The organism is Pseudomonas sp. GL-R-19 (genome assembly GCF_019956375.1).
In the GTDB taxonomy this organism is placed as follows: Bacteria; Pseudomonadota; Gammaproteobacteria; order Pseudomonadales; family Pseudomonadaceae; genus Aquipseudomonas.
On sequence record NZ_JAHBDJ010000092.1, the window covers coordinates 177,906 to 200,203 of the forward strand.

Annotated in this window: 20 protein-coding genes; 13 read left to right on the forward strand and 7 right to left on the reverse strand. The window is 60.2% G+C overall.

Features of this window, described 5'->3' with window-relative positions; translation table 11 throughout:
- Both KGA83_RS29700 and KGA83_RS29705 read left to right on the forward strand, forming a co-directional pair.
- Positions 1-567 (forward strand): GNAT family N-acetyltransferase, encoded by a 567-nt coding sequence (locus tag KGA83_RS29700; protein ID WP_223531486.1) that lies wholly within the window; start codon positions 1-3, stop codon positions 565-567.
- A 101-nt stretch (positions 568-668) separates the two neighbouring features.
- A complete protein-coding gene (locus KGA83_RS29705; RefSeq protein ID WP_411741930.1) occupies positions 669-1,883 on the forward strand; it encodes a retropepsin-like aspartic protease in 1,215 nt (404 codons plus the stop codon).
- Between the two features lie 217 nt (positions 1,884-2,100).
- Here KGA83_RS29705 and KGA83_RS29710 read toward each other — a convergent pair whose 3' ends face one another.
- Positions 2,101-2,286 (reverse strand): hypothetical protein, encoded by a 186-nt coding sequence (locus KGA83_RS29710; RefSeq protein WP_223531487.1) that lies wholly within the window; start codon positions 2,284-2,286, stop codon positions 2,101-2,103.
- 375 nt (positions 2,287-2,661) lie between these two features.
- Positions 2,662-3,957 carry a glycine-betaine demethylase subunit GbcA gene (gene gbcA, locus KGA83_RS29715; protein ID WP_223531488.1) on the reverse strand — a complete coding sequence of 432 codons (1,296 nt, stop codon included), beginning with the start codon at positions 3,955-3,957 and terminating at the stop codon, positions 2,662-2,664.
- A gap of 282 nt (positions 3,958-4,239) precedes the next feature.
- Here gbcA and gbcB point away from each other — a divergent pair, with 282 nt between their 5' ends.
- Positions 4,240-5,340 (forward strand): glycine-betaine demethylase subunit GbcB, encoded by a 1,101-nt coding sequence (gene gbcB / locus KGA83_RS29720; protein WP_223531489.1) that lies wholly within the window; start codon positions 4,240-4,242, stop codon positions 5,338-5,340.
- 133 nt (positions 5,341-5,473) lie between these two features.
- Here the strand turns inward: gbcB and KGA83_RS29725 are convergent, their stop codons facing one another.
- Together KGA83_RS29725 and KGA83_RS29730 are read right to left on the reverse strand one after the other, a co-directional pair.
- Entirely contained in the window at positions 5,474-6,298 is an 825-nt protein-coding gene (locus KGA83_RS29725; protein ID WP_223531490.1) for an SDR family oxidoreductase, read from the reverse strand.
- 198 nt (positions 6,299-6,496) lie between these two features.
- Positions 6,497-7,549, reverse strand: a complete 1,053-nt coding sequence (locus KGA83_RS29730) for a low specificity L-threonine aldolase (protein WP_223531491.1) — start codon at positions 7,547-7,549, stop codon at positions 6,497-6,499.
- Positions 7,550-7,681: 132 nt separating this feature from the next.
- On the opposite strand from KGA83_RS29730, the gene KGA83_RS29735 reads away from it, so the two are divergent.
- The 9 genes from KGA83_RS29735 to KGA83_RS29775 all read left to right on the forward strand — a co-directional run bounded on the left by KGA83_RS29735 (position 7,682) and on the right by KGA83_RS29775 (position 18,513).
- Positions 7,682-8,434: a TraX family protein gene (locus KGA83_RS29735; RefSeq protein ID WP_223531492.1), complete on the forward strand. Its 753-nt coding sequence runs from the start codon at positions 7,682-7,684 to the stop codon at positions 8,432-8,434.
- A gap of 180 nt (positions 8,435-8,614) precedes the next feature.
- Complete coding sequence (gene glyA / locus KGA83_RS29740; protein WP_108216960.1) at positions 8,615-9,868, forward strand: serine hydroxymethyltransferase; 1,254 nt, start codon at positions 8,615-8,617, stop codon at positions 9,866-9,868.
- 23 nt (positions 9,869-9,891) lie between these two features.
- The gene (locus KGA83_RS29745; protein ID WP_038981138.1) at positions 9,892-11,142 is read left to right on the forward strand and encodes a sarcosine oxidase subunit beta; all 1,251 of its coding nucleotides are present in this window, start codon (positions 9,892-9,894) and stop codon (positions 11,140-11,142) included.
- 14 nt (positions 11,143-11,156) lie between these two features.
- The gene (locus KGA83_RS29750; protein ID WP_046039383.1) at positions 11,157-11,486 is read left to right on the forward strand and encodes a sarcosine oxidase subunit delta; all 330 of its coding nucleotides are present in this window, start codon (positions 11,157-11,159) and stop codon (positions 11,484-11,486) included.
- The gene (locus KGA83_RS29755; protein ID WP_108216959.1) at positions 11,483-14,500 is read left to right on the forward strand and encodes a sarcosine oxidase subunit alpha; all 3,018 of its coding nucleotides are present in this window, start codon (positions 11,483-11,485) and stop codon (positions 14,498-14,500) included. Before KGA83_RS29750 ends, KGA83_RS29755 begins: the two co-directional genes overlap by 4 nt.
- A gap of 158 nt (positions 14,501-14,658) precedes the next feature.
- Positions 14,659-15,291, forward strand: a complete 633-nt coding sequence (locus tag KGA83_RS29760; RefSeq protein ID WP_108216958.1) for a sarcosine oxidase subunit gamma — start codon at positions 14,659-14,661, stop codon at positions 15,289-15,291.
- A gap of 148 nt (positions 15,292-15,439) precedes the next feature.
- Entirely contained in the window at positions 15,440-16,297 is an 858-nt protein-coding gene (purU, locus tag KGA83_RS29765) for a formyltetrahydrofolate deformylase (RefSeq protein ID WP_108216957.1), read from the forward strand.
- Positions 16,298-16,488: 191 nt separating this feature from the next.
- The gene (fdhA, locus tag KGA83_RS29770; protein ID WP_108216956.1) at positions 16,489-17,688 is read left to right on the forward strand and encodes a formaldehyde dehydrogenase, glutathione-independent; all 1,200 of its coding nucleotides are present in this window, start codon (positions 16,489-16,491) and stop codon (positions 17,686-17,688) included.
- Between the two features lie 270 nt (positions 17,689-17,958).
- Positions 17,959-18,513 (forward strand): DUF2780 domain-containing protein, encoded by a 555-nt coding sequence (locus tag KGA83_RS29775; protein ID WP_108217249.1) that lies wholly within the window; start codon positions 17,959-17,961, stop codon positions 18,511-18,513.
- A 1-nt stretch (position 18,514) separates the two neighbouring features.
- On the opposite strand, the gene KGA83_RS29780 is transcribed toward KGA83_RS29775, so the two are convergent.
- Entirely contained in the window at positions 18,515-19,402 is an 888-nt protein-coding gene (locus KGA83_RS29780) for an acyltransferase (RefSeq protein ID WP_223531493.1), read from the reverse strand.
- Positions 19,403-19,566: 164 nt separating this feature from the next.
- On the opposite strand from KGA83_RS29780, the gene KGA83_RS29785 reads away from it, so the two are divergent.
- A complete protein-coding gene (locus KGA83_RS29785; RefSeq protein ID WP_108217248.1) occupies positions 19,567-20,073 on the forward strand; it encodes an ATP-dependent zinc protease in 507 nt (168 codons plus the stop codon).
- Positions 20,074-20,085: 12 nt separating this feature from the next.
- Here KGA83_RS29785 and KGA83_RS29790 read toward each other — a convergent pair whose 3' ends face one another.
- Together KGA83_RS29790 and KGA83_RS29795 are read right to left on the reverse strand one after the other, a co-directional pair.
- Entirely contained in the window at positions 20,086-20,715 is a 630-nt protein-coding gene (locus KGA83_RS29790; protein ID WP_223531494.1) for a glutathione S-transferase, read from the reverse strand.
- 175 nt (positions 20,716-20,890) lie between these two features.
- Complete coding sequence (locus KGA83_RS29795; protein WP_223531495.1) at positions 20,891-22,183, reverse strand: MFS transporter; 1,293 nt, start codon at positions 22,181-22,183, stop codon at positions 20,891-20,893.
- Positions 22,184-22,298: the final 115 nt, after the last annotated feature.

A 22,298-nucleotide genomic window follows, 5' to 3' on the forward strand; every position in this document is an offset into this window, starting at 1 on the left:
ATGGCTGTTGAGTTTCGTTCGGCCCAGCGCGGCGATGCGCGGGAGATTGCCCGGTTGTTCCAGATTTCATCAGAGGGCGCCGCAGACTACATCTGGAGCCAGATGGCAGCACCCGGCCAGGACCTGCTGGATGTCGGCGCCACCCGCTATGCCCGCGATGATGTGGACTTTTCCTATCAGAACTGTCTGATCGCCGAGGCACAAGGGGAAGTCGTCGGCATGCTGCACAGTTACGTGATGCGCCATGATCCGTCGGCGGCTCCTGTGACCGACCCGGTGTTGGCGCCCTACGCCACGATGGAAATCCCCGACACCCTTTATATTTCCAGCCTGGCGCTGCATGAAGGCTGGCGCAACCAGGGGTTGGGCAAGCAATTCCTCGCCTACGCCTACGACCGGGCCAACCGGCTTGGGCTCAATGGCCTGAGCCTGATCGACTACGCAGCGAACACCGGCGCCCGGCGTTTTTATGAGCGTCATGGTTTCCGTATCGTCGACACCTGCCAGATCACGCCGCATCCGATGATTCGGGTTACCGGTGAAGCCTATCTGATGTATCGGCCCTAAGGCCCGCTCCAGTTCGTTGAACTACATTTTCACTGTGCGCTGTACAGGGTGCGGCAAGGTGTTACGGAGTTTTCAGCGCTTGATCATAAAACCCGGTTTTTATGAGTGGGTTGCCCATGAAGCCTGTAAAGCTCTGCGTGTTGCTGCTTGGATGGGGCATGGCCGTGTCGACGTGGCCGATGGCCGCTACGCGACCTGAGCCTGAACCGGACTTCAATCAGTGGCTGCAGTCCGCGCAGGGACAGAACGCCTCCCTGGCGCAAATGCGCCAGCACTGTGACAGGGTGCTGGATGCACAAAAGAACCTCGGTTGTTCAGTGTCTGTCATCGCCCGGATGTTCGAAGCCAAAGCTGCCAACCAGTTGCCGGATTATTTTCTGGCGATCAAGCGCAAACACGCCCGGGCCATCGAGGCTAGCCAGGAGCTGAACACGTTGTTTTCCATGTTCGGCAACCAGTCCCTCTCGATCTTGAGAGCGACCGGCGATTTCTCGGTGAAAGGATCCGGGCAGCGCGAAGTGTTGAAGATTCATCCGTATGCCAGTGACTCGTTCATTGCTAGCGAGGTGCTGCCTTTCATCGATGTCGACGCGGCCAATGGTCATTCGGCGCGTTTCGTACTCGATACCGGCGCCCCGCAAACACGGGTCAATGTGGAGACCGCCAAGCTGATGGCGATTCGGCTGTTGCCCGACGCCCACTACGCCTACAGCACTTTTTATGGCGAGAGCGACCTGTCCGCCGGCCTGGGGATTCTTGACTCGATAAAGGTGGGAGGCAGCGAGTTCAGGAACGTCCTGGTCTTTGTCAGCGACCGGGACAATCTGTTGGGGCTGGATCTGATCAGCAAGCTGGGGCGCTTGAAGATCACCAACAGAACACTGGAGCTGAATCCACCGCCGGCCAAACGCTGTGATGCGTCGATTGTCGTCAGCCGCCTGGATCTCAATCAACGGCTGGTGGTGGCCGCACAGCTGGATCGCAGGGCAACGCAGGCCATCATCGATACCGGAAATGTCGACTACCTGACGGCCTCGTCGCCCGGCAGGCAGCTCAGTGTTGCGCAAGCGCTGACACCGGGACGCTCGAGCGTTACCGCCAACGACAGCAAGCGCTTCCAACGCTTCGACGGCGTATTGGCCCTGCAAGGCAATACCATGGCGGTCACCTACAAATACTACCCGGGCTTTACCATCCCGCCTTCGCTGATCGGCGGGCAATATGTCCCGTCGATATTGCTCGGATGGCGCGCCTTCAAAGACTTTGAATTGAACCTGGATCTGGATTCAGGTCGCTCATGCCTCAATAAACTTTGAACAACTTCGGTGTTTACCCACAATCCCTGTTGGCGGTTCTGTGGATAACATGTTCGCCCCTCGCTACACCCCATATAAATAAAGCCCTGCAAGCCGTTGCTCAAAAAGCAACCAGCCTTGCTCGTGGTTTTTCCAAGCTTTTTCAAGGGGATAAGTGCTGCTGGGGATGCAGACTTGCCCCCAATCTCTGTTGGCGCTTCTGTGGATAAGATGTTTGCTATTGGCTGTAGGCCTTATAAACAGCGGCCTTCATGGCTGCGATCAAAAAATGATCAATTGATGCTTGTGAGCCGGAGAATTCCACGAAAACACCGGTTTCTTGCGGGTCATAGCGGTTTTCCACAGCGTCTTCGAAGTTAACCCCAAAGTCTGTTGGCGCTTCTGTGGATAAGGTGTTTGCCATCCTCTGGAAGCCTTGTATTCCATGCCTTTCAGGTTGCTGAGCAAAAAATGATCAGTCCGATCGTGGAAGCATGCTTCTGGATAAGTCACGGTTTTTCTTTGGTTTTTTTAGAGAAATTTTGCAGTCTTTCCACAGTTGTCCCCAATAGCTGTGGGTGGAGATGTGGATAACTTGTTTGCGGAAGGCTGGGAGGTGCGGCGGGCATAGGCCTGAACGAGATAGGTCATATTTCGTACAGTTCTAATGAAGAGAGGAATTACCGAGAGGAGTTTGTTGATGCTGAGGGCGCCATCGCGAGCAGGCTCGCTCCCACAAGGGATCTTCAGTGCACATAGATCCAGTGTGGGGGCGAGCCTGCTCGCGATGCTTTTGCTTTTAGCCTTGTACCGGAACCCCTTTGAGGTACGGCGCAGGCTCGGCCCCAAGGTTGTTCAGCAACCGCTCGCTGTACCAGTCCACGAAGTTCACCACGCCGAACTCATAGGTCTTGGAGTACGGGCCAGGCTGGTAGGCGGTGGAGTTGATGCCGCGCTGGTTCTCTTCGGCCAGGCGACGGTCCTGGTCGTTGGTGGCGTCCCAGACCTGGCGCATGCGCTCCACGTCGTAGTCCACGCCTTCGACCGCGTCCTTGTGCACGATCCACTTGGTAGTGACCATGGTTTCCTGGGCGCTGATCGGCCACACGGTGAACACGATGATGTGGTCGCCCATGCAGTGGTTCCACGAGTGCGGCAGGTGCAGGATGCGCATCGAGCCCAGGTCCGGGTTCTGGATCCGGCCCATGAGTTTTTTGCAGCCTTGCTTGCCGTCGATCGTCATCGACACGGTGCCCTTGAGCAGCGGCATGCGCACGATACGGTTACGCAGGCCGAAACTGGCGTGGGCGTAAGGGATCTTCTCGGCTTCCCAGGCAGCGGCCGAAGCAGCGACGTGGTCCTTGAAGGCCTGATCCGCGCGCGGGTCGGTGACGTCGTCCCATTCCAGCAGGGTTTTCAACAGTTCCGGGTGCGACGCGTTGCAGTGGTAGCACTCGCGGTTGTTTTCCAGCACCAGTTTCCAGTTGGCTTTTTCGAACAAGGTGGTCTGGATCGCCACCTTGGTGTTCTCCATGTCGTACGGTTCCATGTAATGGTTCAGCGTCGACAGGAAGTCATCGATGGCCGGCGGGTTCTCCGCCAGGCTGATGAAGATGTAACCGCCAGCGGTTTTCACGTTCACCGGCTTGAGGCCGTACTGCTTCATGTCGAAGTCGGCGCCCATTTCGGTGCCGGCGAACAACAGGCGGCCATCGAGCTCGTAGGTCCACTGGTGGTAGTGGCAGACCAGTTTGGCGACCTTGCCTTTTTCGCTGGTGCACAGGCGTGAGCCACGGTGGCGGCAGACGTTGTGGAACGCATGCACCACGCCTTCGGCGCCACGGATCACGATGATCGGGTTCTTCCCGATCTGCAGGGTCAGGTAGTTGCCCTTGGTCGGGATTTCGCAGGTCATGCCGGCGATCAACCACTCTTTCTGGAAAATTTCCTGCATGTCGATATCAAACAGCCGCTCGTCAGAGTAAAACGGCTGCGGCAGCGAGAAAGTACGCTCGCGCTCTTGCAGCATCTGCGCGGTGGCCTTGCGTGCGGGTTCCAGCGGATCGCCCAGGCTCAGGGTAGTAGTGACGTCCATCATTTAATCCTCAAGGCCATTCTGTGTGGCCGGCGAATAGTGGCTACGGTTGTGCGACGCAAGACAAAAAACAGCAGTTATCTGTTGAGGCGAGTGTGGGGCCGGCGCTGCCCGGAACCTTATCCATGGGCGACATGGCCCAATCTGATCCCGACGCGCAACCCCCGGTAATTGGGGGCTGGTCGCGATAAGTATGTGAATGTCGCAGATAGGTAAATGGGAGGTTCGCGCTATACGCAGAATCCCCAACATGAAGGCCGACAGTCGGCCGTGGAGATCAGCATGTCCAACAGCTTCCTGAACCCGGTAACCACCCAGACCTGGGCCAATGGCCGACACATTGTCCGTTGCGTCAAAGTCATCCAGGAAACCTGGGATGTGCGCACCTTCTGTTTCATGGCCGACCAGCCGATTCTGTTCTTTTTCAAGCCCGGGCAATTCGTCACCCTGGAGCTGGAAATCGACGGCGTACAGATCATGCGCTCCTACACCATTTCCAGTTCGCCGTCGGTGCCGTACAGCTTTTCGGTGACCATCAAGCGTGTGCCGGGGGGCAAGGTGTCCAACTGGCTGCACGACACTCTGCATGAAGGCCAGGAGCTGGCGGTGCACGGGCCGGTCGGACTGTTCAATGCCATGGACTTCCCTGCGCCGAAAGTACTCTACCTCAGCGGCGGCGTCGGCATCACGCCGTGCATGTCCATGGCGCGCTGGTTCTACGACACCAACGGCAACGTCGACATGACGTTTATCCACAGCGCCCGCTCGCCCAAAGACATCATTTACCACCGCGAACTGGAACACATGGCTTCGCGGATCGAGAACTTCAGCCTGCACCTGATCTGCGAGAAACATGGCATGGGTGAGCCCTGGGCCGGTTATCGCGGTTACCTGAACCACAGAATGCTTGAATTGATGGCGCCGGATTTCCTTGAGCGCGAAGTGTTCTGCTGCGGCCCGACACCGTATATGAGCGCGGTCAAGCGCTTGCTGGAAGGCGCTGGCTTCGACATGTCGCGCTACCACGAAGAGTCCTTCGGCGCGACTCCGCCAGAAGCCCGCGCCGACGCCGTGGAACACGCTGAACAAGCGGCTGAAGCTGCGGAAGTGGACGAGGCGGATCTGCACCAGGTGGAGTTCACCGCATCCGGCAAGAGCATTCGCGTGGCCCCGGGCGAGACCGTGCATGCGGCGGCGGCCAAGGTCGGCCTGATGATCCCGAAAGCGTGTGGCATGGGCATCTGCGGCACCTGCAAGGTGCTGAAGCTGGGCGGCGAAGTGGAAATGGAACACAACGGCGGGATCACCGAGGAAGACGAAGCCGAAGGGTATATCCTGTCGTGCTGCAGCGTGCCGAAAGGGGACGTGCGGATCGAGTATTGATCAACGCCGATCCTCTGTAGGAGCGAGCTTGCTCGCGATGGGCTTGAAAGCGCTGCGTTTATTCAGAAAGCACGCGTTATCGTTAGCGTCCATCGCGAGCGAGCTCGCTCCTACAGAGGCGGACTCGATCCACTCAGTCGACGAACAGGTCAGGCATTAGTGTGTCGCTGCTGTCCGGTGCAAAACGGTAATGGTTGAATTCAGTCACACCGCTTTCCCGCAAAATTTCCTCATCAATCAACAGCCGCCCGGTCAGGCTGCGGTTGGTGCTGCTCAAAATGACGTGCGCCGCATCGGCCATGATCGCAGGCACGCGCGCATGCTTGAACGACTCCCGTGACCCCAGCTGAAACTCGATGGCGGCGGTGGCGATCATCGTCTGTGGCCACAGTGAGTTGACGCTGATCCCGTAATTCCTGAATTCCTCACTCATGCCCAAGGTCAGCATGCTCATGCCGTATTTGGTCACGGTGTACGGGCTGTACTGGGCAAACCACTTGGTGGCCAGGTTCAGGGGTGGGGACAGGTTGAGGATGTGGCCACCGGACTTCTTCAAATAGGGCAGGGCGGCCTGGCTGCACAGCAGCACGGCACGGGTGTTGATCTGATGCATCAAGTCGAAGCGTTTGAGTTCGAGGTGCTGGACCCCGGTCAATTTGATCGCCCCGGCGTTATTGATCAGCGCATCGATGCTGCCGAAATGTTCGTTGGCCTGGGCCAGCGCTTCGCGTACGGCGTCTTCCTCACGCACATCCACCTGCAGAGCCAAGGCTTTCCCGCCAGCGGCTTCCACTTCCCGGGCCACACTGAAAATCGTGCCCGGCAACTTGGGGTGGGGTTCGGCACTTTTGGCGGCGATCACAATGTTGGCCCCATCGCGTGCGGCCCGCAGCGCAATCTCGCGGCCGATGCCGCGGCTGGCACCGGTGATGAACAGGGTTTTGCCTTGCAACGACATGCTGACGCTCCTGATTGTTGTTATGTGAGCGGATCGGCTCGACAAACAATGTAGACGATGTCTTCAGGTGCGGACTGTCAGGGGATACGGATGGCTTTTGTAGGAGTGAGCCTGCTCGCGATAGCGGTCTTTCATCCAACAGATCTGGTGAATGATCGGGCCTCATCGCGAGCAGGCTCGCTCCTGCAGGGGGCTGGGTTAACCAAAGTTTTTGTGGGACATCACTTCACGGATATCCCGCGCCAACTCACGTACGCGCTCTTCCTCGGTGTCCCACGAGCACATGAACCGTGCGCCGCCGTTGCCGATGAAGGTGTAGAAGCGCCAGCCCTTGGCGGTCAGCGCGGCGATGGCCGGCTCCGACAGTTGCAGGAACACGCCGTTGGCCTGCACCGGGAACATCAGCTCCACGCCGGGAATGTCGCTGACCAGTTCGGCCAGCAATTGCGCGCAGTGGTTGGCGTGGTTGGCGTATTTGAGCCAGGCGTCGTTTTCCAGGATTCCGACCCATGGTGCCGAGAGGAAGCGCATTTTCGACGCCAGTTGCCCGGCCTGTTTGCAGCGGTAATCGAAGTCTTCGGCGAGTTTGTGGTTGAAGAACAGAATCGCCTCGCCCACCGCCATGCCGTTTTTCGTACCGCCGAAGCACAGCACGTCGACGCCGGCCTTCCAGGTCAGGTCGGCCGGGGTGCAGCCTAGGAATGCGCAGGCGTTGGAGAAGCGCGCGCCGTCCATGTGCAGGTTCAGGCCCAGTTCCTTGCAGGTGGCGCTGATGGCGCGGATTTCGTCCGGGGTGTAGACGCTGCCGACTTCGGTGGCCTGGGTCAGGGTCACCACACGAGGTTTCGGGTAGTGGATATCCTGGCGCTTGAGCGCGACCTCGCGGATCGAATCCGGGGTCAATTTGCCGTTTTCGGTGCGGGCGATCAGCAGTTTGGAGCCGTTGGAGAAGAATTCCGGGGCGCCACATTCGTCGGTTTCGACGTGGGCGGTTTCCGAGCAGATCACGCTGTGGTAACTCTGGCACAGCGACGACAGCGCCAGCGAGTTGGCGGCGGTGCCGTTGAAGGCGAAAAACACTTCGCAGTCGGTTGCAAACAGTTTGCGGAAATCGTCGGACGCGCGGGCGGTCCACTCGTCGTCGCCGTATGCGCGTTGGTGGCCGTGGTTGGCCAGTTCCATGGCCGCCCAGGCTTCAGGGCAGATACCGGAATAGTTGTCGCTGGCGAATTGTTGGCTCTTGTCGGTCATGGCCTGCTTCCGTGGTCGAGATGCCTATGGTGAAGCGTCCCGTGGTCAATGAGGGTGCGCATTGCACCCAAGATCGTCAGGTGCAGCGCACAGGATGTCGCTGTCGGGAAAATACACGGTCGAAGGGCAATTATGCACGTGACTATGCACAAGAACATGCACAAGGCCATGCACTTAAAGCAGCGCGACGGGGCACTGGATCTGCTCAAGTGGCTCGCGCTATTGAGCATGGTGCTTGATCACCTGCGATATGTCGGTTATTCCGCCGATTTGCTGTATGTGCCGGGACGCCTGGCGTTTCCGTGGTTCTGCCTGGCGATGGCGGCCAATCTGGCGCGCGTGCGGACTGCGACGACCGGTGGCCAGTGGCGCTATCTGGGGTGGTTGTTGCTGTTTAGCGCGGTGAGTGAAATTCCTTACCGAATGTTCATTCCCAATCCCGACACCTTGAATGTGCTGCCCACCCTTGCCCTGGGCTTGCTGGTGGTTCGTGGATGGCAGCAACCGGTGCTTGCATCGCGACTGCTGGCGGTCGGCGCGGTACTGCTGGCAGTGTTTTTCTCCCAGCGCTTGATGTTCGGTTTCTATGGCGTTCTGTTGCCGCTGGCGATGCTGCTGGTACTGCAACGGCCTTGGTATTTCGCACTGTTGCCGGGGATGGTGTGCCTGGCGGCCAATCAATGGCAGGTGCTGTATTACTCTGTTCGATTGGGCAATCACGTGGCGATGGCGGCAGTCGCCACTTGTCTGATTGCGCCATGGCTCGGGCTGTTCTTGTTGCGACATGCCGAGGGCGTAAAACCACCGCCCATGCGACGTTGGGCGTATGCGCTGTATCCCGTGCATTTTCTGCTGTTACTCGCAGTACGACAGGCTATCGCATAACCCCCGTAGGAGGTATGCAAGACTCCGCGCGCGATCCCATGTCGTAAACGCACCTTTGCGTGGCGCCCGTAGGCATTTGACGACTCCAAGCCAGTCATACCATCGCTACCAAAGGGCACTGCCGAAAAGCCAGTGCCTCACCGAGACGAATGGCGCACCGCCGCCGCTGGGAGAGACGCGATGTTCAGCAAGCAAGACCAGATCCAGGGTTACGACGATGCACTGCTGGCGGCGATGAATGCCGAGGAGCAACGTCAGGAAGATCACATCGAGCTGATCGCGTCGGAGAACTACACCAGCAAGCGCGTGATGGAAGCGCAAGGCAGCGGCCTGACCAACAAATACGCCGAAGGCTATCCGGGCAAGCGCTACTACGGTGGCTGCGAGCACGTCGACAAAGTTGAGGCGCTGGCCATCGAGCGCGCCAAGCAACTGTTCGGTGCCGATTACGCCAACGTCCAGCCGCACTCCGGTTCCTCGGCCAACAGCGCCGTGTACCTGGCCCTGCTGCAAGCCGGCGACACCATCCTCGGCATGAGCCTGGCCCACGGCGGTCACCTGACCCACGGCGCCAAAGTGTCGTCCTCGGGCAAACTGTACAACGCCGTGCAGTACGGCATCGACACCAAGACCGGCCTGATCGATTACGACGAAGTCGAGCGCCTGGCCGTCGAGTGCAAGCCGAAGATGATCGTTGCCGGCTTCTCGGCCTACTCCAAGACCCTCGACTTCCCGCGCTTCCGCCAGATCGCCGACAAGGTCGGTGCACTGCTGTTCGTCGACATGGCTCACGTCGCCGGTCTGGTCGCTGCCGGTCTGTACCCGAACCCGCTGCCTTACGCCGATGTGGTCACCACCACTACCCACAAGACCCTGCGCGGTCCACGTGGCGGCCTGATCCTGGCCAAGTCCAACGAAGAAATCGAGAAGAAGCTCAACGCGGCAGTTTTCCCGGGTGCCCAGGGCGGCCCGCTGATGCACGTGATCGCCGGTAAGGCAGTGTGCTTCAAGGAAGCGCTGGAGCCTGGCTTCAAGGTTTACCAGCAACAAGTGATCGACAACGCCCAGGCCATGGCCGGCGTGTTTATCAAACGCGGCTACGATGTAGTGTCCGGCGGCACCGACAACCACCTGTTCCTGGTCAGCCTGATCCGTCAGGGCCTTACCGGCAAAGAGGCGGATGCAGCACTCGGTCGCGCCCACATCACTGTGAACAAGAACGCTGTCCCGAACGATCCACAGTCGCCGTTCGTGACCTCCGGCCTGCGTATCGGCACCCCGGCAGTCACCACTCGCGGCTTCAAGGTGACCCAGTGCGTCACACTGGCCGGCTGGATCTGCGACATCCTCGACAACCTCGGCGATGCCGATGTCGAAGCGAATGTTGCGCAGCAAGTGGCGGCCCTGTGCGCGGACTTCCCGGTTTATCGCTGAGTGCGGTTTTGGAGTAAATGACTATGCAACGCTACTCGGGCTTCGGCCTCTTCAAACACTCTCTCAGCCATCATGAAAACTGGCAGAAAATGTGGCGCACGCCGACCCCTAAAAAGGTCTACGACGTGGTCATCGTCGGCGGTGGCGGGCATGGTCTGGCGACCGCCTACTACCTGGCCAAGGAACACGGCATCACCAACGTGGCCGTGGTCGAGAAAGGCTGGCTGGGCGGCGGTAACACCGCGCGCAACACCACCATCGTTCGTTCCAACTACCTGTGGGACGAGTCGGCGCACCTGTACGAACACGCGATGAAATTGTGGGAAGGCCTGTCCCAGGACCTGAACTACAACGTGATGTTCTCCCAGCGTGGCGTCTACAACCTGTGCCACACCCTGCAGGACATTCGTGATTCCGAGCGTCGGGTCAGCGCCAACCGCCTCAACGGCGTCGACGGCGAACTGCTCGATGCCAAACAGGTTGCCGACGAGATTCCGTACCTCGACTGCTCCAAGAACACTCGCTACCCGGTGATGGGCGCAACCGTCCAGCGTCGCGGCGGCGTGGCCCGTCACGATGCCGTGGCCTGGGGCTTTGCCCGTGCTGCTGACGCCTTGGGCGTGGACCTGATCCAGCAGACCGAAGTGATCGGTTTCCGTAAGGAAAACGGCGTGTGCATCGGCGTTGAAACCAACAAGGGCTTCATCGGCGCCAAGCGCGTCGGTGTGGTCACCGCGGGTAACTCCGGGCACATGGCCAAACTTGCCGGTTTCCGTCTGCCGATCGAATCGCACCCGCTGCAAGCACTGGTGTCCGAGCCGATCAAGCCGATTATCGACAGCGTGATCATGTCCAACGCCGTGCACGGCTACATCAGCCAGTCCGACAAGGGCGACCTGGTGATCGGCGCCGGTATCGACGGCTACAACGGCTACGGCCAGCGTGGTTCGTACCCGGTGATCGAACACACTGTCCAGGCCATCGTCGAGATGTTCCCGGTGCTGTCGCGCGTACGCATGAACCGTCAGTGGGGCGGCATTGTCGACACCACGCCGGATGCGTGCCCGATCATTTCGAAAACCCCGGTCCCGAACATGTTCTTCAACTGCGGTTGGGGTACCGGTGGCTTCAAGGCCACACCTGGCTCGGGCAACGTATTTGCCGCCAGCCTGGCCAAGGGTGAAATGCACCCATTGGCTGCACCTTTCTCCATCGACCGTTTCCACAACGGTGCGTTGATCGACGAACACGGCGCTGCAGCAGTCGCCCACTAACAGGAGAAATCCCTATGTTGCATATCTTCTGTCCTCACTGTGGCGAACTGCGCTCCGAAGAGGAATTCCATGCATCCGGCCAGGCGCACATCCCGCGCCCACTGGATCCGAACACCTGCACCGACGAGGAGTGGGGCGACTACATGTTCTTCCGCGATAACCCGCGCGGTCTGCATCACGAGCTGTGGGATCACGTCGCCGGTTGCCGCCAGTACTTCAACGTCACCCGCGACACCGTGACCTACGAGATTCTCGAAACCTACAAGATCGGCACCAAGCCACAATTCACCGACAAGACCGATAGCCCGAAAGCGGCCAGCACGGCTCTGGGAGAGAAGGTATGAGCCAGATCAATCGCCTGTCCAACGGCGGACGGATCGACCGCAACAAAGTCTTGACCTTCACCTTCAACGGCCAGAACTACAAAGGCTTCGAAGGCGATTCCCTGGCCGCTGCACTGCTGGCCAACGGCGTCGACATCATCGGTCGCAGCTTCAAGTATTCCCGTCCGCGCGGCATCTTCGCCGCCGGTGCCGAAGAGCCGAACGCGGTGTTGCAGATCGGCGCCACCGAAGCCACGCAGATCCCTAACGTGCGCGCCACGCAACAGGCGCTGTATCAAGGCCTGGTCGCCACCAGCACCAACGGCTGGCCGAGCGTGAACAACGACATGATGGGGATTCTCGGCAAGGTCGGCGGCAAGCTGATGCCACCGGGCTTCTACTACAAAACCTTCATGTACCCGCAATCGTTCTGGATGACTTACGAGAAGTACATCCGCAAGGCCGCCGGCCTGGGTCGCTCGCCGACCGAGAACGATCCGGACACCTACGACTACATGAACCAGCACTGCGACGTGCTGATCGTCGGTGCCGGCCCTGCCGGTCTGGCGGCTGCCCTGGCGGCTGCGCGCAGCGGTGCCCGCGTGATCCTCGCCGATGAGCAGGAAGAGTTCGGCGGCAGCCTGCTCGATTCCCGCGAAAGCCTCGACGGCAAGCCTGCGACCGAATGGGTCGCCAGCGTCATCGACGAACTGAAGAACACCCCGGACGTGCTGCTGTTGCCGCGCGCCACCGTCAATGGCTACCACGACCATAACTTCCTGACCATTCACGAGCGCCTCACCGATCACCTCGGCGACCGCGCACCGATTGGCCAGGTGCGTCAACGCATTCACCGGGTCCGTGCCAAGCGTGTAGTGCTGGCGACCGGTGCTCACGAGCGTCCACTGGTCTACGGCAACAACGACGTGCCGGGCAACATGCTCGCCGGCGCCATCTCGACCTACGTGCGTCGTTACGGCGTGGCACCGGGCAAGAAGCTGGTGCTGTCGACCAACAACGACCACGCCTACCGCGTTGCCCTGGATTGGCTCGATGCCAGCCTGCAAGTGGTGGCCATCGCCGATGCCCGCAGCAACCCGCGTGGTGCGCTGGTGGAAGAAGCGCGTGCCAAAGGTATCCGCATTCTCACCGGCAGCGCCGTGATCGAGGCCCGTGGCAGCAAGCGCGTGACCGCTGCCCGTGTGGCCGCCATCGATGTCAAAGCCCACACCGTGACCAGCCCAGGCGAATGGCTCGACTGCGACGTGGTAGCCAGCTCCGGTGGTTACAGCCCGGTGGTTCACCTGGCTTCGCACCTGGGTGGCAAGCCGATCTGGCGCGAAGACATCCTCGGTTTCGTACCGGGCGAAGCACCGCAGAAGCGCGTGTGTGTCGGTGGCATCAACGGCGTCTACGGCCTTGGCGATTCTCTGGCCGACGGTTTTGAAGGGGGCGCTCGCGCCGCCGCTGAAGCCGGGTTCCAGACCGTCGAAGGCGTACTGCCGAAAGCCCTGAGCCGTCTCGAAGAGCCGACCCTGGCGCTGTTCCAGGTGCCGCATGAAAAGAACACCGCACGGGCGCCGAAGCAATTCGTCGACCTGCAAAACGACGTCACCGCCGCCGCCATCGAACTGGCGACCCGCGAAGGCTTCGAGTCGGTCGAGCACGTCAAGCGCTACACCGCGCTGGGCTTCGGCACCGATCAGGGCAAGCTCGGCAACGTCAACGGCCTGGCCATCGCTGCCCGCTCGCTGAACGTGACCATCCCGCAGATGGGCACCACCATGTTCCGTCCGAACTACACGCCGGTGACTTTTGGCGCCGTGGCCGGTCGTCACTGTGGGCACATCTTCGAGCCGGTGCGCTACACCGCACTGCATCAATGGCACCTGAAGAGCGGCGCCGAGTTCGAAGACGTCGGCCAGTGGAAACGTCCGTGGTACTTCCCGAAATCCGGTGAAGACCTGCACGCGGCAGTCAAGCGCGAGTGCAAAGCCGTGCGCGACAGCGTCGGCCTGCTCGACGCTTCGACCCTGGGCAAGATCGACATCCAGGGCCCGGATACGCGCGAGTTCCTCAACCGCGTCTACACCAACGCCTGGACCAAGCTCGATGTGGGCAAGGCCCGTTACGGCCTGATGTGCAAAGAAGACGGCATGGTGTTCGACGACGGCGTGACGGCTTGCCTGGCCGACAACCATTTCGTCATGACCACCACCACCGGCGGCGCAGCTCGTGTGCTGCAGTGGCTGGAGCTGTACCACCAGACCGAATGGCCGGACATGAAGGTGTACTTCACCTCCGTCACCGACCACTGGGCAACCATGACCTTGTCCGGGCCGAACAGCCGCAAGCTGCTCAGCGAAGTCACCGACATCGACCTGAGCAACGAAGCCTTCCCGTTCATGACCTGGAAAGAAGGTCTGGTCGGTGGTGTGCCGGCGCGGGTATTCCGGATTTCGTTTACCGGTGAGCTGTCGTACGAAGTCAACGTGCAGGCCGACTACGCGATGGGCGTGCTGGAAAAAATCGTCGACGCCGGCAAGAAGTACAACCTGACCCCATACGGCACCGAAACCATGCACGTGCTGCGGGCCGAGAAGGGTTTCATCATCGTCGGTCAGGACACTGACAGCTCGATGACCCCGGACGACCTGAACATGGGCTGGTGTGTCGGTCGCACCAAACCGTTCTCGTGGATCGGCTGGCGTGGCATGAACCGCGAAGACTGCGTGCGTGATCAGCGCAAGCAACTGGTTGGCCTCAAGCCGATCGATCCGAACAAATGGCTGCCGGAAGGCGCGCAACTGGTGTTCAACACCAAGCAGGCGATCCCGATGACCATGGTGGGTCACGTGACCTCCAGTTACCTGCACAACTCCCTGGGCTATTCGTTCGCCATGGGCGTGGTCAAGGGCGGCCTGAACCGCATGGGCGAGCGCGTGTTCGCACCGCTGGCCGACGGCAGCGTGATCGAGGCGGAAATCGTTCCTTCGGTGTTCTTCGATCCGAAGGGCGAACGCCAGAACGTTTGATGGTTCGGATCCTGTGGGGTGCAGCTGCACCGTGGTGAATTCATCGCGAGCAGGCTCACTCCTACAGGTGACCGCGTAACCCTTGTAGGAGCGAGCCTGCTCGCGATGGCGACAGTGCAGCCACCACAGGAACCAACAGAATTCAGAACAGGTGCTTTATGACCGCAGCCAATGTTTACCAACAACGCCCAACCTCCGGGGCCAAGGCCGAGTCGTCGCTGCATCACGCCGACCTCGCCAGCCTGGTGGGCAAGGGCCGCAAGAACGCCGGTGTGACCGTGCGTGAGAAGAAACTCCTCGGCCACCTGACCATCCGTGGCAATGGCCACGACGCCGCATTCGCTGCTGGCGTGCATAAGGCCCTCGGTATCGAGTTGCCGGGTGCACTGACGGTCATCGTCAAAGGCGAAACCAGCCTGCAATGGATGGGGCCGGATGAGTGGCTGCTGATCGTGCCGAGCGGTGAAGAGCTTGCCGCCGAGCAGAAACTGCGCAAAGCGCTGGGCGATCTGCACATTGCAATCGTCAACGTCAGCGGTGGCCAGCAACTCCTCGAACTGAGCGGCCCGAACGTGCGCCAGGTGCTGATGAAGTCCACCAGCTACGACGTGCACCCGAACAACTTCCCGGTGGGCAAAGCTGTCGGCACGGTATTCGCCAAGTCGCAACTGATGATCCGTCACACCGCTGAAGACACTTGGGAACTGTTGATTCGTCGCAGCTTCTCGGATTACTGGTGGCTGTGGTTGCAGGATGCTTCTGCCGAGTTCGGCCTCAGCGTTCAGGCTTGATCAGCGATCAACTGTAGGAGCGAGCTTGCTCGCGAAAAACGTCAACGATAACGCGTGCTTCCTGATTTAACGCGTCGTCCTGAAGTCCTTCGCGAGCAAGCTCGCTCCTACAGGAGGCATCCACCGATTTCTCAGGAGTCACCGCACCATGAGCCGCGCCCCAGACACATGGATTCTGACCGCCGACTGCCCAAGCCTGCTCGGCACGGTGGACGTGGTGACCCGCTTTCTGTTCGAGCAGGGCTGCTACGTCACCGAGCACCATTCGTTCGATGACCGGCTCTCGGGCCGTTTCTTCATTCGTGTGGAATTCCGCCAACCCGATGGCTTCGACGAACAGTCGTTCCGCGCGGGCCTGGCCGAGCGTGGCGACGCTTTTGGCATGATCTTCGAACTGGTCGCGCCGAACTATCGGCCGAAAGTGGTGATCATGGTCTCCAAGGCCGATCACTGCCTCAACGACTTGCTCTATCGCCAACGCATCGGCCAGTTATCGATGGACGTCGCTGCCGTGGTCTCCAACCACCCGGACCTCAAGCCGTTGGCCGACTGGCACCAGATTCCGTACTACCACTTCCCGCTGGATCCGAACGACAAGCCGTCCCAAGAGCGTCAGGTGTGGCAGGTCATCGAAGAGTCGGGTGCGGAGCTGGTGATCCTTGCGCGCTACATGCAAGTGCTGTCGCCGGAGCTGTGCCGCAAGCTCGATGGCAAGGCGATCAACATCCACCACTCCCTGCTGCCCGGGTTCAAGGGCGCCAAGCCTTATCACCAGGCCTACAACAAGGGCGTGAAACTGGTGGGCGCCACGGCGCATTACATCAACAACGACCTCGATGAAGGCCCGATCATCGCCCAGGGAGTGGAGGCCGTGGACCACAGCCATTACCCGGAAGATTTGATCGCCAAGGGGCGGGATATCGAAGGGCTGACGCTGGCGAGAGCCGTTGGCTATCACATCGAGAGAAGAGTGTTTTTGAACGCCAATCGTACGGTCGTTCTTTAGATCGCCTTCGCTGGCAAGTCGGAACGCCGCATCGCAGCTCCTACAGCTGATCGCGTTTCCCCTGTAGGAGCTGGCTTGCCAGCGAAGAGGCCTTAACAGACAACACAAGACACAAAGGCAATAACCCGAGCACTTAACGCGCTGCCTGCCTGGGTAACGCGGTTTCATAAAAACAACATCGAGGTGAAAGCATGTCTGGTAATCGTGGAGTGGTGTATCTCGGCGCTGGCAAGGTCGAAGTGCAGAGTATTGACTATCCGAAAATGCAGGACCCGCGCGGCAGGAAGATTGAACACGCTGTCATCCTGCGTGTGGTGTCCACCAACATCTGTGGTTCCGACCAGCACATGGTGCGCGGTCGTACCACGGCGCAAACCGGCCTGGTGCTGGGTCATGAGATCACCGGTGAAGTGATCGAGAAGGGCAGCGACGTCGAGAACCTGAATATCGGCGACCTGGTGTCCGTACCGTTCAACGTGGCTTGCGGGCGCTGCCGCTCCTGCAAAGAGATGCATACCGGCGTGTGCCTGAGCGTCAACCCGGCGCGTCCCGGTGGCGCTTATGGTTATGTCGACATGGGCGACTGGACCGGTGGTCAGGCCGAATACGCCATGGTGCCGTACGCCGACTTCAACCTGCTGAAACTGCCGGATCGCGATCGGGCGATGGAAAAAATCCGCGACCTGACCTGCCTCTCCGACATCCTGCCGACTGGCTATCACGGTGCCGTGACCGCTGGCGTTGGCCCGGGCAGCACCGTGTACATCGCTGGTGCCGGTCCGGTTGGCCTGGCTGCAGCCGCTTCGGCCCGTCTGTTGGGTGCGGCGGTGGTGATCGTCGGCGACGTCAACACCGTTCGCCTGGCTCACGCCAAGGCCCAGGGCTTCGAAATCGCCGACCTGTCCCTGGAAACGCCGCTGCACGAACAGATCGCCGCACTGCTCGGCGAGCCGGAAGTGGATTGCGCCGTCGACGCCGTTGGCTTCGAAGCCCGTGGCCATGGCCATGCCGGCGTGAAACACGAAGCCCCGGCCACTGTGCTCAACTCGCTGATGGGCGTGGTGCGTGTGGCAGGCAAGATCGGCATCCCCGGCCTCTACGTGACCGAAGACCCGGGCGCTGTCGACGCTGCCGCGAAAATGGGCAGCCTGAGCATCCGTTTCGGTCTGGGCTGGGCCAAGTCCCACAGCTTCCATACCGGCCAGACCCCGGTAATGAAGTACAACCGCCAACTGATGCAGGCGATCATGTGGGACCGTATCAACATCGCCGAAGTGGTAGGCGTTCAGGTGATCAGCCTGGATCAGGCTCCACAGGGTTATGGCGAGTTCGATGCGGGCGTGCCGAAGAAGTTTGTGATCGATCCGCACAAGATGTTCAGCGCGGCGTAAGTCTTCAGGCCAAACAAATCGGCGACCTTCGGGTCGCCGTTTTTGTTTGGATATCTTTTTCAAACGGCTGCCAGGGTTCCTGATTCAATACCGGCCCCGCCGGCTGCTCAGTGGTGCCATTCATCGCGTGGCATCCAGGGATTCACGTTTCTTATACGTGACCCGTGTAAAAACGGATGCGCGGCAAGGAACATGATTGAGGATGCCCGGTCAAATCGTCAGTTTTACCGCCGGTTTTCGGATGGTTTCATGGCACAAGAGGATGTCTGGATGAAGATTTCACGCGGTATTGCACTCGCTTCGCTGTTGGCACTGTCCGCCAGCCCGGCCTTTGCGCAGTTCAGTCTGAACGACGCGGCCAATGCGATTTCGGGCATGAACGGCGGTGACGCGACCGCGACTGCCGCACCAACACCGCAGACAGCTGACCTGCTAAGCACCCTCACTCAATTGAACATCACCCCACAGCAAGCCATCGGCGGTGCCGGGGCGATGCTGGGGCTGGCGAAGAACCAGTTGAGTTCGACCGACTACTCGGAACTGGCCAAAAGCGTGCCGGGCATCAACATGCTCTCGGGCGGCGGCGAGTTGGGTGCGCTGGCCGGTCTGCTCGGCTCCAGCGGCAAAGCGGCAGGGCTGGACAATGCCCTGGGTAACGTCAAGGACACCAACGACCTGAACAACGCCTTCAGCGCTCTGGGCATGGACAGCGGCATGATTGGCCAGTTTGCCCCGGTGCTCCTGCAGTACTTCGGTCAGCAGGGCGTCGGCGGTACGCTGCTGAGTAGCCTGGGCAGCATCTGGGGCGCCGGCACCGGAATCTGATTCAGCGGCGCTCGGCGCGCAAGGCGTCGATGCGCTGATCCTTCTCGATCCAGAGCTGGTTGACCCAGTTCTGGATCTTCTCGCGAAACGCAGGATCGTTTTCGTAGTCGCCCTGCCACAGCGCCGGGTCGAGTTCGCGGGTCTGGATATCGATGATGACCCTTGGCACATCGCCGCTGATCAAGTCCCGGAATCCCGGAATCTTCTGCTGCGGGTAAACCACCGTCACATCGAGAATCGCATCCAGCTGTTCGCCCATCGCCGCCAGTACAAACGCCACGCCGCCAGCCTTGGGCTTGAGCAGGTGGTTGAACGGTGATCGCTGTTGAGCGCGTTTGGCCGACGTGAACCGCGTGCCTTCCAGATAATTGACCACGGTTACCGGTTGGCGCTTGAACAGCTCGCAGGCCTGTTTGGTGATTTCCAGATCCTTGCCCGCCAGTTCCGGGTGTTTGGCCAGGAATGCCTTGCTGTAGCGCTTCATGAACGGGTAATCCAGCGCCCACCAAGCCAGGCCCAGGAAGGGCACCCAGATCAGTTCTTTCTTGAGGAAGAATTTGAAGAACGGTGTGCGCCGGTTCAGCGTCTGGATCAGCGCCGGGATGTCGACCCAGGATTGATGGTTGCTGATCACCAGGTACGAGGTATCACGGCGCAGATCGTCACCGCCGCGGATGTCCCATTGGGTGGGGATGCACAGGCGGAAAATCAGCTTGTCGATCTCGGACCAGGTCTCGGCGATCCACATCACCACCCATGAGGCGTAATCGCGAAAACGACCGGGCAGGACCAGCTTGAGCAGGGCAAACACCAGCAGTGGCCCGATCAGGACCAGGGTGTTGAGCACAAGCAGCAGGGTCACGAAACAGCCGGTGAGCAGGCGGCGCATAAGTCACTCGTGGAGGCGGTTGGGCGCGCCATGATAAGCAGCTTCGGACGGCAGGCCAAATCGGCGGTGACGAATGTTTCACTTTCGGGTCGTTAACCTTGTGGGAACGATCAAGCGAACGACGGTCTAAAATCCGACCGCACACTCTCATGGAAACCCATTACGTGAAATCCCTCCTTGCAGTGTTCTCCCTCATCGCCCTGCCGGTCATGGCCGCCGAGCCGACCCTGTACGGGCGTTACGAATACATTGCCCTGCCGGAAATCGGCGGGCAGGTCCTCAAGGCCAAAATGGACACCGGCGCCCTGACCGCGTCGCTGTCGGCCAAGGACATCGAAACCTTCAAGCGTGACGGTGAAGACTGGGTGCGTTTCCGCCTCGGCACCAAGGGTGCGGGTAACCAGGTCTACGAACACAAGATAGCGCGCATCAGCAAGATCAAGACCCGTTCTGAAGAGGAGGAAGATGACAGCGAAGCAGTCGCGCCCACGAAGCGTCCAGTGGTCGATCTGGAGCTGTGCCTGGGTAACGTCAAGCGCACCGTGGAGGTCAACCTCACCGACCGCAGCAGCTTTAACTACCCATTGCTGATTGGGGCCAAGGCGTTGCGTGAGTTCGGGGCGGCGGTGAATCCGGCTCGGCGTTTTACGGCCGACAAGCCGGATTGCTGATTTTTTGAAGGCTTAAACCTTCGGCATCGTCGCAATCATCGAAGGCCGCTGGCTCACCTCGAAATACCATGCCGCCAGTTGCGGATTCGCCGTGCGCCATTCCAGATCCGGATGGCGCAAGTCCAGGTAACCCAGTGCACAAGCCACGCTGATCGAGGCTACGTCGAAGTGGCAGGTCAGCTCGGCAATCGCATCTTTCTCCAGCAATGCCAGGGCGCGGCGGATTTTGTCGCGCTGGCCATCGAGCCATTCGTCCCAGTGTTTTTCCGGGGCGCGCAAGGCGACTTCGTAGCGCACCAGCACGGCCGCGTCCATGATGCCGTCGGCCAGCGAAGCGAGGGTCAGGCGCCGCCAGCGGGCCGAGCCTTCGCGGGGGATCAGCGGGTTGCCGACGTGCTGCTGATCGAGATAGTCGAGGATGACCCGGCTGTCATGGATGACATTGCCATCGGCCAGGCGCAGCGCCGGGATTTTGCCCAGGGGGTTGTCGTCGATCAGAGTCAGGTCCGGGTTGACCGGGGTGAGCACACTGGTCTGCAGTGCCACGCGGTCCTGTTGACCGGTTTCATGCAGCAGCACCATGACTTTGCGAACGAAGGGAGAGAGCGGGTTGTGGTACAGGGTCATGCTCGGGGCGGACATGGCAGCGTCTCGATCGGTGGCAGTGTCGGGCAGCATAGCGCGTCGGAGTGATAGCTCAAGATGGCAAACACCCTTGTAGGAGCGAGCCTGCTCGCGATAGCGGTCTGTCAGCCAGCATTGATGTTGAATGTCAGGCCGCCATCGCGAGCAGGCTCGCTCCTACAGGGTTTGGGTCTTAGTTGGCTGGCACTGCCGCTTGCAGGCTTGGGGCGGGCTGTTGAGGCTTGATCTCACGGGCAACCGTCCAGACGATGAACGCGGCGACAATGTCGAAAATCGCCAGCACCACGAACAGTGGGCTGTAACCGATCTTTGTCACCATCACGCCAAACACCAGGGTGAACGCGGCTGCGCCCAGGTAGCCGAACATGCCGCCCATGCCGGTGGCGGTGGCCACTTCGTTTTTGCCGAAGGAGTCAGAGGTGATCGCATACAGCGCACCGGACAAGGTCTGGTGAGCGAAGCCGCCGATGCACAGCAGCGCAATCGCAGTGTAGGGGCTGGCCACCAGGCCGATGCAGGCCGGGCCGATCATGCACGAGGCGCCGAACAGCAGGACCATTTTGCGCGAGGTGAACAACGACACGTTGCAGTACTTGTGGAAGAACGGGCTCAGGTAACCGCCGAGCACGCAGCCCAGGTCGGCGGCCAGGAACGGCAGCCAGGCGAACATCGCGATCTCTTTGATGTTCATGTGCCGTTCGGTCATCAGGTACAGCGGAATCCACGCGTTGAAGGTCTGCCACGCCGGTTCCGAGAGCATGCGCGCGCTGGCGATGGCGTAGAAGTTGCGGTTGCCGATGATCTTTTTCCAGCTGCCTTTTTTCGTCGCCGGGTCTTTGAAGTGTGCTTCCTGACCGCTGAGGATGTAGTCGCGCTCTTCGTCGCTCAGGCGTTTTTGATCCCGTGGGTGCTTGTAGAAGATCATCCACAGGAAAGTCCAGGCCACGCCCAGGCCGCCGACGATCAGGAACGCCAGTTCCCAGCCGCTGTGCAGAATCGCCCAGACCACCAGCGGCGGCGCCAGTACGGCACCAATCGACGAACCGATGTTGAACCAGCCGATGGCCACTGAGCGTTCTTTGGCCGGGAACCATTCTGTGGAAGTCTTGACCGCCGCCGGTAACCCTGCGGCTTCGGTCAGGCCAAGCAGGCCGCGGACAAAGGCCAGGCCCTGCCAACCGGTCGCCAGCGCGGCCAGTGCACAGGCAATCGACCAGGCGAAGGCGAAAATGGCGAAGCCCATTTTGGTGCCGATGGCATCGATGATATAGCCGGCTACCGGTTGCATCAGCGCATAGCACACCTGCCACGCGACCACGATGTGCGAGTACTGCTCGGTGGAGATGTTCATTTCGCTCATCAGGGTCGGAGCCGCCACTGACAGGGTATTGCGAGCCAGGTAGTTGACCATCAGGCCGGCCGTCACCAGGCCGACCATCCACCAGCGGATGCCTTTGACTTTCATCACGTCACCATCATTTTTTGGATTTATTTTTGGTGTTGCGGTTGTTGTAGGTTGTCGTACAACATACGCCTTTATAGGAGCGCAAGGGTAAAACTGTCAACAGATATGTCAGTGG